The following is a 14,218-nucleotide window of genomic DNA, read 5'->3' on the forward strand; positions in this document are numbered from 1 at the left end:
CCTCCCGGGCTAGCGCGTGTTGCGCGACCACCAGTCCAGGCGCAGGCACAGCTTCCCGCCGATCCAGTACTCCACCCAGTCGCCGAGGTCCAGCGGCGAGCAGTCCTCCGGCCGCGCCGGGGCGGGCTGACTCGGCTGTGGTGTGGGCGTCGGGGTCGGGCTCGGGGTCTGGGCCGGTGCGGTGGGTGTGGGGGGCGTGGTGGGGTCCGGGTCCTTGCGGCCGAAGAGGAACGACCGGTAGACCTCGGACGCCCGGGGATTGGCCCCGCACTGCCACACGCCGTGCGGGCAGTAGTCCGTCAGCGTCTGGTAGAGCGGCTTGTGCTCGTCCATCCACGCGAGCATGCGCCTCATGTACTCGGGGTTGTCGCCGTTGCGGAACAGCCCCCACTCGGGGAACGAGATGGCCTTGCCGTGCGCCTTGGCGAAGTCCACGTGGTGCTGCAGCCCGTACGGCTCCGACACCTGCTCCTCGAACGGCATGCCCCGGGGCTGGTCGTAGGCGTCCAGGCCGATGATGTCGACGGTGTCGTCGCCCGGGTAGCACTCCGTCCAGGGCACGGCGTCCCGGCCCCGGCTCGGGGCGAAGTCGAACCGGAACTTCTGACCCGGCACCGCGCGCATGGTGGTGACGATCCGGTTCCAGTACTGCTTCCAGGCCTCCGGGTCGGGTCCGCAGCGGTGGGTGTAGGTGATGCCGTTCATCTCCCAGCCGAGCACCAGGACGGTGTCCGGCACGCCCAGTTCGACCAGCCGCTCGCCGAGCGCGCGGAAGTGGTGGTCGAACCGGCCGGCCGCGGCCTCGCGCAGCAGCCGGCGCACCTCGCGGTCGGACACGCCCTCCTCGTTGCGCTCCATCATCGGCACGTTGAGGACGAACATCCGGTCGGGCTTCTCACGGCGCCAGTTGGCCCACACGTCGAGGAACCCGGGGCGGCCCTCGATGTTGCTCCAGCGGTCGCCGGGCAGGTAGGTGTGCCCGACGCGCAGGTCCGCGCCGCCGAGCCAGGTGCTCAGCTGGGCGATGCGGGCCACCCCGCGGGGGCCGTAGTCGAGGTAGGCGCCGACGGCCGGGGCGGTGCGCGCCGGCGGGGCGGACGTGGTGGGTGCGGGGGTCGCCGTGCCCGGCTCCGTACCGCCCGGTGCGGGCGTCCCGGTGCCGGCCGGGGCGGCGGTCGCCGCCGGGGTGGCCGGCATCGCCGGTGGTGCCGGTTCGTCGGACCGTGCCGTTCCCGCGCCCGCGGCGATCGTCTGGCCGGACGCCAGGACCGCTGTCGCGGCCACCGCCGCCGCGACGAATGCCAGCCGCCGGGACCGTGCGCGTCGCTGCCGTGTGGCCATGGGCGCCCCTTTCGCTCGTCTCCGCTTACTGACACTCAGTCATATGAAAGTCATTCACGCCACCGCCGCTGAGGCTTTCGAGTGGCCCCCTCGCCCGCACCGGTGACCCAGTCCGAAGGAATGAGTTCGTGTCGCTGCTCGATGTTCGCGTCCCCGCGGTTGTGCTGCGGATCGACCGGAACCCCTTTCACCACGGGACCCTCGGCGCGGTCCGCTCGCTGGGCAGAGCGGGGGTGGACGTGCATGTGGTCGCCGACTGCGCGGGCAGTCCCGTCCGCCGCTCCTGCTTCGTCCGGGGGGTGCACACGCCCCCGCCGCCCGGGGCCGACCCGGCCGGGGTCGTGCGGGTGCTGCGCGCTGTCGCGGCCCGGGTCGGGCGACCGGCGGTGCTGGTGCCGATGGACGACGCGAGCGCTCTCGCGGTGGGCCGGATGCGCGAGGAACTGGCGCCGTGGTACCTGCTGCCGCTGATGCCGGGCGACCTGTGCGACCGCGTCGCCGACAAGGCCGAACTGGCCGGGACGTGCGCCGCGCTGGACGTCGCGCACCCGGAGACGATCACCCCGGACAGCCCGGCCGAGGCCGTCTCGGCCGTCGCGCGTCTGGGCCTGCCGGTGGTGGCGAAGTGGAGCAGGCCCTGGCTGCTGCCGCCGGGTGCCGGGCTGCGCAGCACGGTGCTGGTGCGCTCCTCCCGGCAGGCACGGGAGCTGTACGCGCGCTCGCGGGAGGCGGGCAGCCGGCTGTTGTTGCAGGCGTTCCTGCCGCCGGGCCGGGACCGGGACTGGTTCGTCCACGGGTACGCCGACCGCTCCGGGGCGGTGCGGGCCGGCGGCACCGGCCGCAAGCAGCGGGCACGGCCGCGCGGGGCGGGCCTGACGTCGGTGGGCCGCTGGACGGCGAACCCGGAGATCGGGGCCCTGGCCGAGCGGATCACGCGGGCCCTGGGCTATCGCGGCATCCTCGACCTGGACTTCCGCCGCTGCGGCCGGACGGGCCGTTACCACCTGCTCGACTTCAACCCGCGTCCCGGGGCGCAGTTCCGTCTGTTCACCGACACGGCGGGCCTGGACGTCGTACGGGCGCTGCACCTGGACCTGACGAACCGTCCGCTGCCGGTGGGGGTGCCGCGGCCCGGGCGGGCGTTCGTGGTGGAGAACTACGCACCGCTGAGCGCGCTGCGTCCGGCGCCGGCGGGACGCGAACTGGCCTGGTACGCACCGGACGACCGGGCACCGGGCCGGGCGATGTGGCGTCTGTGGACCCGGCACGCGGCGGGCCGGGTCCTGGACCGTCTGCACCCCGTGCCCACGGGGTGCTTCACCCGGCTGGCTCGGTAGAAGTACGTGACTTTCCTACTTAAATGTCTAACTTGTGCTCATGACTCACATGAAGCGCACCGCCACGGTGCTCACCAGCCTCGCCCTGAGCGTCTCCGTCCTCGGCGGCACGGCGTCCGCCGCCGAAGCGGACTTCCTCCCGCGACTCGACTCGTCGTCGTCCACCTCCAGTGAGTGCAAGGAGCACGACAGTCTGGGCCTGCTCCTGCTGGGTCTGCCGCTGATCGGGTTCTTCTACCCGGCCGACTGCTGATCCGACCAACCGTGGACGGGTGCCGGGCGCTTGCGTCCGGCACCCGTCGTGTCAGCGGTGGTGTGCGGCCCGGCCGCGGCGGTAGAGCACGACGCCGCCCGTGATCAGCACGGCACTGGCGGCGGCCGCTCCGTAGAGCGCGTCGGCACCGGTCTCGGCGAGACTCGGCGGCTGTCCCGGTCCGCCGGGGGGCGTCGCCGGGGGCGTCGACTCGTGTCCGCCCGGCGGGGGTGTGTGCGGGGGCGTGGTCGCGGGAGGGGTGTGCGGGGGTGTGGCCGGGGGCGTCTGCGGGGGCTTGGTGGGAGGGGTGTCGCCGTAGCCGTACCCGCCGTCGTCGTCCCCGTACCCGCCGTCGTCCCCGTATTCCTCGTCGCCGTATCCGCCGCCGGACGGCGGGTCCTCGGCGTGACCGCGGGAGGTGTCGTCGCCGTCGGGCAGGGAGGTGCCGGAGGAGTCGTGCCGCTCGCGGCCCTCACCGGCGTCCGATCCGTTGGCGCAGGAGTTGCCGAAGGCGGGGTTGAGCGCGGCGACCACGTCGACGGTGTTGCCGCAGGCGTTCAGCGGCACCTCGACCGGGACCTGGACGTTGTTGCCGGACACCGCGCCCGGCGAACCCTTGGCCGCTCCGTCGGCCGTCGTGTCGGCGAGCGCGGCGCCGCCGCACAGGGACAGGATGCCCGTCGCGGCTGCCGCCGCGACCATTCCCCTGCTCAGGGTCTGTCGCAATCTCGTTGTCCTTCTGCTCGTGAAAGCTCGTGGAAGTGGGAAAAGCCGGCCCCGGAACGGAAGGTGAGGTCCCGGGGCCGGCCAGGTCGCAACCGGTGCTGCTGGCGCGTTACCGCGTCAGTCGTTCACGCACACGTTGCCGAACGCCGGGTTGAGCGCGGCGATGATGTTCACGGTGTTGCCGCACAGGTTGATCGGGATGTGCACGGGGATCTGGATCACGTTGCCGGAGAGGACACCGGGGGAACCGACGGCGGCACCCTGGGCACCCGCGTCCGCCATGGCCGGGGTGGCCATGCCCAGCGCCATGATCGCGCCCGCGACGACAGCAGCGCTCTTCTTCATGAAACTTCCCTTCTCTGCGGTCATGCCCCTTTGACGGCCGAAACCGAGCGAGCACAGCTTGTACGGCTCGCACCATGACCTGCAGCCTGCAAACGAGGAATTGACAGCTCGGGAAACTGAGCAACGTACCGCGCCGGGGAATTCACCCGAATGCCCCAGCAAAAGGTGCGGATACGGCCGGGCGGCCCACCGGAATTCCGGCGGGCCGCCCGGGCTGCGTGCGGTGCGGATCAGTCGCCGTTCGCCGACAGGACCGACAGGTCCTCCAGGATGTGCGACAGCGCACCGTCGCGCTTGCTCTGGGTGGAGTTGTCGGCGCACTGCTGAGCCAGGTCGTCCGACAGGATCGGCACATCCTGGATCGGAACGATGTTGATGACGGCGACGTTGATGTCCTCCAGCCCGGCACACGGCTTGTTGAGCGTGCCGTCGACCAGGGACAGCTGCGGGCTCATGTCGCCCTTGGTCGCCGAGTTGCCGAATGACGACGAGGCGCCGTTTCCGTTGGCCACGGACGGCCCGGAGTCGTCCCCGACGGCAAGAGCCTGGGGAGCAGCCGCCGCTGACATACCGATGACAGAGACGGCGGCCGCTGCGGCGACCATTGCCTTCTTGAGCACTTCGCGTTCCTTTCCTCGTAGCGACGCATGTCCTACGGCCTCATCAACCCGGCGCCGGATGATTGGTTGCGGGTGTTCACCCGGTTGGCCCGCACTGCATCCAACCGCCGGACAATCATCGGGAACGACTAACACACAAACTGTCTCGCGATCGGCTGACAGGGTGATCGGGAGAAACCGTACGGCGCTCGTCCAGTTGACCAGGAGGCTCCGGTGGACGGGGTTTCCTCAGAAAGGACTGGCCAGTGATCAAGAAGGTTATTGCCACTGCAGCGATCGCCGCTTCCATCGTGGGTGCCTCCGCTGCCGCGGCCCCGCAGGCGATGGCAATCGGCGACGACAGCGGCCCCACGTCCGTGAACGGAAACGGCGCCATGCAGAGCTTCGGCAACTCGTCCACGTACGGGAACATGAGCCCGCAGATGGCGCTGATCCAGGGCTCGTTCAACAAGCCGTGCATCGCCCTCAACGACATCAACGTGCCCGTGGTCAACCTGGTGCCGATCCAGGACATCCCGATCCTGTCGGACGACATGAACCAGCAGTGCGTGGAGAACTCCACCCAGGCCAAGCGCGACGGTGCGCTGGCGCACTTCCTGGAGGACGTGTCGATCCTCTCCTCCAACAGCGAGGACTGACACGCGGCCGAGGGCGGCCCGCCGGTCATGCCGGTGGGCCGCCTTCGTCATGTCTCAGCGACCGGGCGCGTACAGCGCCTCGATCTGCTCCGCGTACGCGGCCGTCGCCGCCTGGCGTTTGACCTTCAGGGACGGGGTGAGCAGTCCGTTCTCCTCGGTGAACTCGCCCTCGACCAGGGCGAAGGCGCGGATCGACTCGGCGCGCGAGACGGCCTTGTTGGCGTGGTCGACGGCCTTCTGGACGTCGGCGCGCAGCCGTTCGTCGCGGACCAGCTCGGACAGCGGGGTGTCGGCGGGGAGTTCGCGGACCGCGAGCCAGTGCGCGAGGGCGTCGGGGTCGAGCGTGATCAGGGCGGCGACATAGGGGCGGTTGTCGCCGACGACGAGGCACTGGCCGACGGGCGGGCGGCTGCGCAGGCGGTCCTCCAGGACGGCGGGGGAGACGTTCTTGCCGCCGGTGGTGACGAGGATGTCCTTCTTGCGGCCGGTGATGGTGAGGTAGCCGTCCTCGTCGAGGGAGCCGAGGTCGCCGGTGGCGAACCAGCCGTCGTCCAGCACGTCGGCGGTCGCGGCCGGGTTGTTCCAGTAGGCGCCGAAGACGATGCCGCCCTTGATGAGGACCTCGCCGTCGTCGGCGATGCGGACGGCGGTGCCGGGGACCGGCAGGCCGACCGTGCCGGGGCGGGGGCCGAGCGGCGGGACGACGGTTGCCGCGGCGGTGGTCTCGGTGAGGCCGTAGCCCTCGTAGATCAGGATGCCGGCCGCGTAGAAGAAGAGGTTCAGCTCGCGGTCCAGGGGGCTGCCGCCGCTGATGGCGTAGCGCATGCGGCCGCCCAGTTCCTTGCGGATGCGGCGGTAGACCAGCAGGTCGTACAGGGCGTGGGCGGCGCGCAAACCCGGGCCGGGGCCCTTGCCTCGGCCCAGGAACCTGTTCATGTGGGCCTCGCCGAAGCGGACGGCGACGCGGTGCGCGCGGTCGAAGGAGGCACCGCGGCCGAGTTTCTCGGCGGTGGCGCGGCCGGTGTCGTGGATCTTCTCGAAGAGGTAGGGCACGCCGACCAGGAAGGTGGGCCGGAACGCCTTGAGGGCGGGGCGCAGTTCGTCGGGTTTGATGCCGGGGCAGTGGCCGGTCTCGATGCGGGCCATCAGGCAGGCGATCTGCAGGGTGCGGCCCAGGATGTGCGCGAGCGGCAGGAACAGCAGGGTCGAGGCGGTCTCGCCGGTGACCGCCTCGAACAACGGGTGCAGCAGCTCGACGGTGTTGGCGGCCTCGGCGTGCAGGTTGGCGTGGGTGAGGACGCAGCCCTTGGGGCGTCCGGTGGTGCCGGAGGTGTAGCACAGGGTCGCCGTGGTGCCGGGGGTCAGGGCGGTGCGGCGTTCGGTGACCTCCTCGTCGGGGACGTCCCGGCCGAGGGCGGTGAGGTCGTCGAGGGCGCCGCCGTCGAGGTGCCAGACGCGAGGCGGTTCGGCGTGGGAGGCGGTGCCCGCGCGGACCGTCGCGGCGTTCGCGGCCGTCTCCGCGACGACGTACCGGGCGCCCGAGTCGCGGACGATCCATTCGACCTGGTCGGCGGAGGAGGTGGCGTAGACGGGCACGCTCTGGCCGCCGGCGGACCAGACGGCGAAGTCGAGCACCGTCCACTCGTAGCGGGTGCGGGACATGATCGCGACGCGGCCGCCCGGTTCGAGTCCGGCCGCGATCAGGCCCTTGGCCACGGCGGTGACCTCGCGGGCGAAGGCCGCCGCCGTGACGGGCTGCCAGCCGCCGTGCCGTTCGCGGCGCAGCACGACGGCGTCGGGGTCCTCGGCCGCGTTGGTGAAGGGGATGTCGGCGGTGCTGCCGGTCGTCGGGCGGGGCGCGAGGAGGGCCGTGCGTGCCTCGCGGACGACACCCCGCTCGTCCCGGACGGTCTCGGCCCTGACCGCCAGGTCGGTGCGGTGCTTGGCCCGTTGCAGATCCTTGCGTACGCCCATGACGGCTCCCGGTCGCGGCTGCGGCTGACGTGCTGCCGTACTTACTTACTCCGGAGTCAACTTACCCATGCGTAGTCGGGGGTCAATGGGGCGGGGGTCACATCAGGCGGTGCGCGGTGCGGATCGCCCGGGCGAGACGCCGGATCTCCGCGTCCTCGGTGCGGTCCGCCAGGTCGTCCGCCCGGTCGGCGAGTCGGCCGAGCCGCGGGGCGCCCGGCAGGGCGGGGTCGCCGTGGCGGAGGGCGTCGGCGAAGTAGGCGGCCGTGGCGGTGGTGCGCAGACCGCGGCCGGCGCTCCACACGGAGTCGTCGAGGGCGTCGGTCTCCAGGTCGCCGCTCTCCTCGTGCGGGTCACGGGTGGCGGGGTCGAGCCAGCGGACGGTGGCCGTGGCGAGGTGCCCGTCGGCGCCGGGCCGGGTGCGCACGGCGTACAGGGCGGTGACGGTGTGGCCGGGGCCGACCTCGCCGCCGTCGACGCGGTCGTCGCGGAAGTCCTCGTCGGCGACGCGGCGGTTGTCGTAGCCGATCAGCCGGTACTCCTCGACGGTGGCCGGGTCGAAGGCGACCTGGGCCTTGGCGTCGCGGGCGGTGAGGTCGACGTTGCGCGGGAGTTGCTCGGCGAACACCGTGCGCGCCTCGGCCTCGTCGGACACGTAGGCGGTGTGGCCGTCGCCCCGGTCGGCGAGGCGTTCCATGAGGGCGTCGCCGTAGTCGCTGCCGACGCCGACGCCGAAGAGGGTGATCCCGTGCTCGCGGCGCTCCCCGGCGATCTTCTCCAGGATCGTGTCGGCGTCGGTGTCACCGGTGTTGGCGAGGGCGTCGGAGATGAGGACGACCCGGTTGGTGGCGCCCCGGCGCAGGCCCTGGACGGCGGTCTCGTAGCCCTCCTCGACGCCGGCGCCGAGGTCGGTGGAGTCGCGGGTCCCCAGGTCGTCGACGGCGTCGAGGATCCGGTCGCGGTTGCCGCCCAGGCGGGTCATGGGCAGGACGGTCCCGGCCTCGTCGCTGAAGGTGACGAGCGCGACGGAGTCGTCGTCGCGCAGCCGGGCCGTCATCACGGCGAGGGACTTCCTCGCGAGGTCCAGCCGGCCCGGTTCGGCCATGGACCCGGAGACGTCGATGACGAAGGTGAGGGCGGCGGGCGAGCGTTCGCCGGTGCGTTCGGCCGGGCGGGTGGCCAGGCCGACGCGCACCAGGGACCAGTCCTCGTCCCCGGTGCGGGCGCCGTCGACCGTGACGGTGAAGCCGTCGCCGTCGGGGCGTTCGTAGTCCTGGCGGAAGCTGTTGACGAACTCCTCGGGGCGGATCGTCGAGGGGTCGGGCAGCCGGCCGTCGGCCAGGGCGCGGCGGGCGTAGTCGTAGGAGGCGGTGTCGACGTCGAGGGCGAAGGTGGAGAGGTGACCGGGCTGCTCGCGACGGTCGTCGTACGGGTCGGTGCCCTGGCTGCGGGCGGGTGCGGGCGGGCCGGAGACGTCACGGTCGGCGCTCTTGCTGTCGCCGGCGTCCCCTCCCGCGCCGCACGCGGTGAGCAGCAGTCCGCCCGCCGCCGTCAGGGCGAGCAGCAGTGTGCGCGTCCGGTACCGCCCCATCGTCCGTACCCCCTGGGTCCGTTGCTGTCGGCTTCTTGCGACTGTGACGGCGCGCGGGGGCGGAACGTGCGGTACGGGGCGTTGCGGAAACGTCTCGAAGCGGCCACGGGAGGGGCCCGCCGAGACCGGTGGGTGATCCTCCGTTGACCTACGAGACGACGTCCTTGCGGGCGAAACCGCGGAAGGCCAGGGCGAACAGCACCAGCGCGTAGGTCACGGAGATCGACGTCCCCTGGATCATGTCCGACCACTCCAGCCGGGGCCGGACCGCGTCGAGCCAGGCGTACTGCCAGTGCGCGGGCAGGAAGTGCCGCCAGTCGCCGAGGGCGGTCACCTCGTCCAGGACGCTGCCGATGATGGTGAGGAACACCGCGCCGCCGACCGCGCCGAGCGGGGCGTCCGTCCGGGTCGACAGCCAGAACGCCAGGGCCGCGGTGACCAGTTGGGACACCATGAGGTACGCCACGACGATCAGCAGCCGCTGGGCCGCCGTGCCGGTGGGCAGGGCGCCGCCGGTGGGAAGCTGGAGCGGGCCCCAGCCGTAGGCGGCCGTGCCGGCGATCAGCGCGACCACCGGGAGCAGCACGAGGGCGGCGAGGCTGAGGGTGAGTCCGACGGCGAGCTTGGACCACAGCAGCCGCGCTCGGGGCACGGGCGCCGCGAGCAGGTAGCGCAGGGACGACCAGCTCGCCTCGGAGGCGACGGTGTCGCCGCAGAACAGGGCGACGGGGATGACGAGCAGGAACCCGGCGGCGGCGAAGAGGTTGACGGCCGCGAAGTTGGCCCCGGAGGCGGTGGCCGTGTCCATGAGGTTGACGCGGTTGTTGCCGCCGCCGGGGTCGCCGCCGACCTGGAAGGCGATGAGCAGGATGACCGGCAGGGCGAACAGGACGCCGCCCATGACCATCGTGCGGCGCCGCTTGAGCTGCCGGACCAGCTCCACGCGGAAGGGCAGGGTGCGGCCCGCGCGGTAGCCGTCGGCGACCTCGGGGGGCGGCTCGGCGAGCTGGCTCATGCTTCGGCTCCGATCAGGGTGAGGAAGGCGTCCTCCAGGCGGCGGTGCGGCCCGACGGAGGCGACCGGCACGTCCAGCCGCACGAGGTCGGCGACCAGACGCTGCGGGCTGCCCTCGGGGCCGAGCCGGACGAGCAGGCCCTCGTCGGTGCGCACGGCCGAGGCGACGCCCGGCAGGGCGGTGACCTTCTCGAGCACCGGCTCGTCCACGGGCGCGGCCGTGCCGACCAGGAGCGTGTCACCGGAGCCGGTGATGTCCGCGACCGGACCCGCCTGGACGAGCTGCCCGTGGTCCATCACGACCAGGTGGGTGCAGGTCTGCTCGACCTCCGCGAGCAGGTGGCTGGAGACGATGACCGTGCGGCCGGCGGCGGCGTAGCGGATCATCACCTCGCGCATCTCGCGGATCTGGGGCGGGTCGAGGCCGTTGGTGGGCTCGTCGAGGATGAGCAGGTCGGGCAGGCCGAGCATGGCCTGGGCGATGGCCAGGCGCTGGCGCATGCCCTGGGAGTAGGTGCGCACCGCCCGGGCGAGGGCGTCGCCCAGGCCCGCGATCTCCAGGGCCTCCTCCATGTGCGCGTCCCCGGCGGGGCGGCCGGTGGCGCGCCAGTACAGCTCCAGGTTCTCGCGGCCGGACAGGTGGGGCAGGAAGCCCGCCCCTTCGACGAAGGCGCCCACCCGGGAGAGGACCGGGGCCCCGGGGGCGATGGCGTGGCCGAAGACGCGGATCTCGCCGCCGTCGGGCTTGATCAGGCCCATCAGCATGCGCAGGGTGGTGGTCTTGCCGGCGCCGTTGGGGCCGAGGAGGCCGAGGACCTGGCCCTTCTCGACGCAGAAGGAGAGGTCCTTGACGGCGTACCGGTCGGAGGACCTGGCGTAGCGCTTGGTCAGGCCGGTGATCTGCAGGGGGACCTCGGCGAGGGCGGGGTCCGGCGGGGCCGGGGCGGCCGTGCGGCGGCGGCCCGTGACGATCAGGGCCAGGGCGATGGCGGCGCCGGCGAGCGGCAGCCACCACACCCAGGCGGGCAGCCCGGCCCCGGTGTCGCGCTGCCCGAGGGCCGAGGGCACCTGCAGCCCGCCGTCGAGGGAGACGGTGTAGGTCGCCGGGGCGGTCGGGGAGGCGTAGCCGAGGTCGGTGGAGGCGAGGACCAGGCGCAGGCGGTGGCCGTCGTCGATCTCGTGGTCGATCGCCGGGAGGGTGATGCGGACGTCCTTGCCGGCCTTGGCGCCCTCGACCCTGACGGGCGTCACGAGCTGGGACGGCAGGACCGGCTGGGTGCGGCCCGGGCCTACGTCGTAGAGCTTGGCGAAGAGCACGGCGTCGTCGCTGGTGGACCTCACGCGGACGGTCACCGTGGGAGAGCCGGTGATCTGCAGGTCCTCGCGCTGCGGCGCGGACTCGAACGCGGCGAACTGGCCGGGGAAGTCCAGGGAGACGCCGATACCCAGCGTGGACAGCTGACTCAGGCCGCCCGCTCCCCCGAGCCCGGGCAGGGCGGAGACGCCGGGCGGGCTGGCGCCGGGCGGGTTGGCGAAGCTCTGCTCGCGTCCGGTCAGGGCGACGTGACGCCGTCCGCTCTCCAGGCCGGGGTAGCGCTCGGAGGTCACCCCGGCCAGGCGGGGTTCGCCGTCGCCGGAGCCGGTGCCGAGGGTGCGCGTGACACGGAAGGCGGGGCCGGTGGCGGTGGCCTCGTCGCCCTTGAGGTGGCGGTCGAACCAGGACGTCACGCGGTCCTGGATCCGGCCGCTCTCCATGTCGCCGCCGTCGTGGCCGCCCGCGATCCAGTCGACGTCGACGGGGGCGCCGTTGGCGCGGATCGCCTTCGCGGCCTCGTCGGCCTGGCCGAGCGGGAAGAGGGAGTCGGACTGACCCTGGGTCAGCAGCGTCGGCACCTCGATGTCCGTGCCGACGGCCGACGGCGAACGCTCCTCGAGCAGCTTGCGCGCCTCGGCGTCGGGCGTGCCCGACTCGGCGACCCGCTCGTACATCCGGCACAGCTCGGGCTCGAACTTCTCGCAACCGCCGCCGGAGTTGACGAAGATGCCCGCCCACAGCCTCTTGAACACACCGTTCGGGAACAGTGCGTCGGCGAGGTTCCAGTAGGTGAGGGACGGGGCGATGACGTCGACGCGCCGGTCGTGGCCCGCGGCGAGCAGGGCGATGGCACCGCCGTAGGAGGCGCCGGCCATGCCCACCCTGGGGTCGCCCCTGCCGTCCAGTTCGACCTGCGGCTGCCGCGCGAGCCAGTCGAGGAGCCGGGAGACGTCGGCGACCTCGCCCTCCGGGTCGTTCAGCCCGATCTTCCCGGTCGACTTCCCGAAGCCCCGGGCGGACCAGGTCAGGACCGCGTAGCCGTCCCGGGCGAGGTCCTCGGCCTGCCGCCGTACGTCGTTCTTGCTGCCGCCGAAGCCGTGGCCGAGCAGGACGGCGGGGCGGCGGCCGTCCTCCCCGGAGGTGAAGAAGGAGGTGTCGATACGGATGCCGTCGCCGGTGCTCAGCAGGTGGTCGGCGCGTCGGACCGGAGGCGTCTCGTCGGATGCGACGGCCGACCACGTCCCCGCGCCGGCGAGCACGGCGACGGCGGCCCCGGCGGCCATCAGGCGCCGGGGCCGCCGGAGCAGCCCGCGCAGGTCGGGCAGTCGAAGATCCATGCGTCAACGGTACGGGGTGAACCTGTCGATGAGTTGTCGACCGGAGACCGAGGTGCGGGGCCTTCCAGGGGTGTACACGCAGTTCTCGGCGTACTGCGGGTGGTGTACGGCTTCGGGTCCGGCGGGGGTGGTGGCGGGGCCGGGTGCGGGTGCGTGGTGGCTGTTCGCGCAGTTCCGGCGCCCCCTGGGGGGTCTCCTCACTCCTCCGGTACCGACACCAGCCAGCGGGACGCCGGGTGCGGGCGGAGGTACAGGGCCCAGTACAGGGTGGCCGCCGCCGTGATGCCGCCGGTCCACAGCAGGTACGCCGGCTCCTGCTGGATCAGGACGTAGACCAGGACGACGATCAGCAGGAGAGGGGCCGCCGGCCACAGGGGCATGCGCCAGGCCGGGGTGTGCTGGTGGGCGCCGCGGCGGGAGAGCAGCGCGGCGACGGCGACCAGCAGGTACATGCCGGTGACGGACACGCCCGTGACGCCGTACAGGGTGTCCAGGTTCACGAAGCACAGGGCGGCGCCGGGGACGCCGACGGCGAGCGTGGAGACCCAGGGCGAGCCGAAGCGGCCGAGGCGGGAGAAGAGGGCGTTGACCGGGGAGGGCCACGCCTTGTCGCGGGCCGAGGCGAACAGGACGCGCGAGTTCTGGATGACCATGACGATCCCGGCGTTGACGATCGCCAGGGCCACGCAGAGGCTGACGAACGTGCCGACGGCCGAGTTGGACCAGGCGGTGACCATGGTGCCGATGTCGCCGCCGGTCAGCGCGGCGAGGTCCGGGGCGCCCAGGGTGATGGCGGCGACGGGGACGAGGATGATCACGGCGGAGATGGCGAGGGTGGCCAGGACCGTGCGGGCGACCGAGCGGCGGGGGTTCTCCAGTTCCTCGGAGAGGTAGACGGCGGTGGAGAAGCCCTGGGTGACGAACAGGGCGATGGCGAGGCCGGAGACGACGAGCAGGGCCGTCACCGTGTCCGGGGCGCCGTTCGGGCCGGCCACCTCCATCGAGGCCAGGGCGCCGGGGCCGCGCTCGGCGTGGGTGAAGCCGAGGACGGCCACCACCGCCGCCGCGATGACCTCCAGCACCAGGAAGACGCCGGTGATCCAGGCGTTGGCGCGCAGGTCGAGCAGGCCGGCCAACGTGGCGAGGAGCATCACCGAGGCGCCGGTCCAGGACGGGTCGAGGTGCACGAGCGGGGCGAGGTAGTCGGCCGTGCCCATGGCGATGACCGGCGGGACGATCATCACGACCAGCAGCGAGAGCACGAAGACCAGCCAGCCCGCGAGCCGGCCCGCCAGCGTGGACACCATCGCGTACTCCCCGCCGGCGCTGGGGACGAGGGTGCCCAGCTCGGAGTAGCAGAACGCCACCGCGACGCAGAGCAGCGAGCCGATGGCGATGGTGAGGGCGGTGGCGGTGCCGAGCGTGCCGAACAGGTCGGGGACCACCACGAACAAGGTGGAGGCCGGGGTCACGCAGGACAGCGTGAGCAGGGTGCCGCCGACCACGCCGATGGAGCGCTTCAGCTTCTTGGGGCCGCCCGGCGCCTGCACGACGGCGGCCTCGACAGGGGTGAGGGTCTCGGTCACGTGAGGGATGCAACATCGACGGAAACCATCACGTCAATGGCTGTTCACCTACGAAATCCGCAGACAGAAGGCGGTCTCACGCGCGTTAACGTTGCGTCAAGGCTTCCACGCCACATGGATCGGGCGGGTGCGGGAACCGCAGGA

The 14,218-nt window shown here is 72.5% G+C and carries 12 protein-coding genes; 3 read left to right on the plus strand and 9 right to left on the minus strand.

Annotation, left to right across the window (positions count from 1 at the left end; genetic code table 11):
- Positions 1-9: 9 nt before the first annotated feature.
- The gene (locus Q5694_RS14995) at positions 10-1,341 is read right to left on the minus strand and encodes a glycoside hydrolase family 26 protein (protein WP_333933428.1); all 1,332 of its coding nucleotides are present in this window, start codon (positions 1,339-1,341) and stop codon (positions 10-12) included.
- 128 nt (positions 1,342-1,469) lie between these two features.
- Between Q5694_RS14995 and Q5694_RS15000 the strand changes: the two genes are divergently transcribed.
- Positions 1,470-2,678: a carboxylate--amine ligase gene (locus Q5694_RS15000; protein ID WP_333933429.1), complete on the plus strand. Its 1,209-nt coding sequence runs from the start codon at positions 1,470-1,472 to the stop codon at positions 2,676-2,678.
- 40 nt (positions 2,679-2,718) lie between these two features.
- Complete coding sequence (locus Q5694_RS15005; protein WP_333933430.1) at positions 2,719-2,931, plus strand: hypothetical protein; 213 nt, start codon at positions 2,719-2,721, stop codon at positions 2,929-2,931.
- Between the two features lie 51 nt (positions 2,932-2,982).
- On the opposite strand, the gene Q5694_RS15010 is transcribed toward Q5694_RS15005, so the two are convergent.
- The 3 genes from Q5694_RS15010 to rdlA all read right to left on the minus strand — a co-directional run bounded on the left by Q5694_RS15010 (position 2,983) and on the right by rdlA (position 4,622).
- Positions 2,983-3,657 (minus strand): chaplin, encoded by a 675-nt coding sequence (locus Q5694_RS15010; protein ID WP_333933432.1) that lies wholly within the window; start codon positions 3,655-3,657, stop codon positions 2,983-2,985.
- Positions 3,658-3,774: 117 nt separating this feature from the next.
- On the minus strand, positions 3,775-4,026 hold the full coding sequence (locus Q5694_RS15015) for a chaplin (protein WP_333933433.1): 252 nt from the start codon (positions 4,024-4,026) through the stop codon (positions 3,775-3,777).
- A 206-nt stretch (positions 4,027-4,232) separates the two neighbouring features.
- The gene (gene rdlA, locus Q5694_RS15020) at positions 4,233-4,622 is read right to left on the minus strand and encodes a rodlin RdlA (protein WP_333933435.1); all 390 of its coding nucleotides are present in this window, start codon (positions 4,620-4,622) and stop codon (positions 4,233-4,235) included.
- A gap of 245 nt (positions 4,623-4,867) precedes the next feature.
- Here rdlA and Q5694_RS15025 point away from each other — a divergent pair, with 245 nt between their 5' ends.
- Positions 4,868-5,260 carry a rodlin gene (locus Q5694_RS15025; RefSeq protein ID WP_333933436.1) on the plus strand — a complete coding sequence of 131 codons (393 nt, stop codon included), beginning with the start codon at positions 4,868-4,870 and terminating at the stop codon, positions 5,258-5,260.
- A gap of 54 nt (positions 5,261-5,314) precedes the next feature.
- Here Q5694_RS15025 and Q5694_RS15030 read toward each other — a convergent pair whose 3' ends face one another.
- From Q5694_RS15030 to Q5694_RS15050, 5 genes are all read right to left on the minus strand, one after another.
- On the minus strand, positions 5,315-7,234 hold the full coding sequence (locus Q5694_RS15030; protein ID WP_333933437.1) for an AMP-dependent synthetase/ligase: 1,920 nt from the start codon (positions 7,232-7,234) through the stop codon (positions 5,315-5,317).
- A 97-nt stretch (positions 7,235-7,331) separates the two neighbouring features.
- Entirely contained in the window at positions 7,332-8,822 is a 1,491-nt protein-coding gene (locus Q5694_RS15035; protein WP_333933438.1) for a vWA domain-containing protein, read from the minus strand.
- Positions 8,823-8,970: 148 nt separating this feature from the next.
- Positions 8,971-9,837, minus strand: a complete 867-nt coding sequence (locus Q5694_RS15040; protein WP_333933439.1) for an ABC transporter permease — start codon at positions 9,835-9,837, stop codon at positions 8,971-8,973.
- Positions 9,834-12,488 carry a CocE/NonD family hydrolase gene (locus Q5694_RS15045; protein WP_333933440.1) on the minus strand — a complete coding sequence of 885 codons (2,655 nt, stop codon included), beginning with the start codon at positions 12,486-12,488 and terminating at the stop codon, positions 9,834-9,836. The genes Q5694_RS15040 and Q5694_RS15045 overlap by 4 nt, the downstream gene beginning before the upstream one ends.
- A 197-nt stretch (positions 12,489-12,685) precedes the next feature.
- Positions 12,686-14,074: an APC family permease gene (locus Q5694_RS15050; protein ID WP_333933441.1), complete on the minus strand. Its 1,389-nt coding sequence runs from the start codon at positions 14,072-14,074 to the stop codon at positions 12,686-12,688.
- Positions 14,075-14,218: the final 144 nt, after the last annotated feature.

It is taken from the genome of Streptomyces sp. AHA2 (assembly GCF_036857595.1).
In the GTDB taxonomy this organism is placed as follows: domain Bacteria; phylum Actinomycetota; class Actinomycetes; order Streptomycetales; family Streptomycetaceae; genus Streptomyces.

Excerpts from the sequence above, each read along its gene's own strand:
- Q5694_RS15035 (WP_333933438.1), bottom strand. The coding sequence starts at position 8,822 with ATGGGGCGGTACCGGACGCGCACACTGCTGCTCGCCCTGACGGCGGCG.
- Q5694_RS15015 (WP_333933433.1), bottom strand. The coding sequence starts at position 4,026 with ATGACCGCAGAGAAGGGAAGTTTCATGAAGAAGAGCGCTGCTGTCGTC.
- Q5694_RS15040 (WP_333933439.1), bottom strand. The coding sequence starts at position 9,837 with ATGAGCCAGCTCGCCGAGCCGCCCCCCGAGGTCGCCGACGGCTACCGC.
- Q5694_RS15005 (WP_333933430.1), top strand. The coding sequence starts at position 2,719 with ATGACTCACATGAAGCGCACCGCCACGGTGCTCACCAGCCTCGCCCTG.
- Q5694_RS15030 (WP_333933437.1), bottom strand. The coding sequence starts at position 7,234 with ATGGGCGTACGCAAGGATCTGCAACGGGCCAAGCACCGCACCGACCTG.
- Q5694_RS15045 (WP_333933440.1), bottom strand. The coding sequence starts at position 12,488 with ATGGATCTTCGACTGCCCGACCTGCGCGGGCTGCTCCGGCGGCCCCGG.
- Q5694_RS14995 (WP_333933428.1), bottom strand. The coding sequence starts at position 1,341 with ATGGCCACACGGCAGCGACGCGCACGGTCCCGGCGGCTGGCATTCGTC.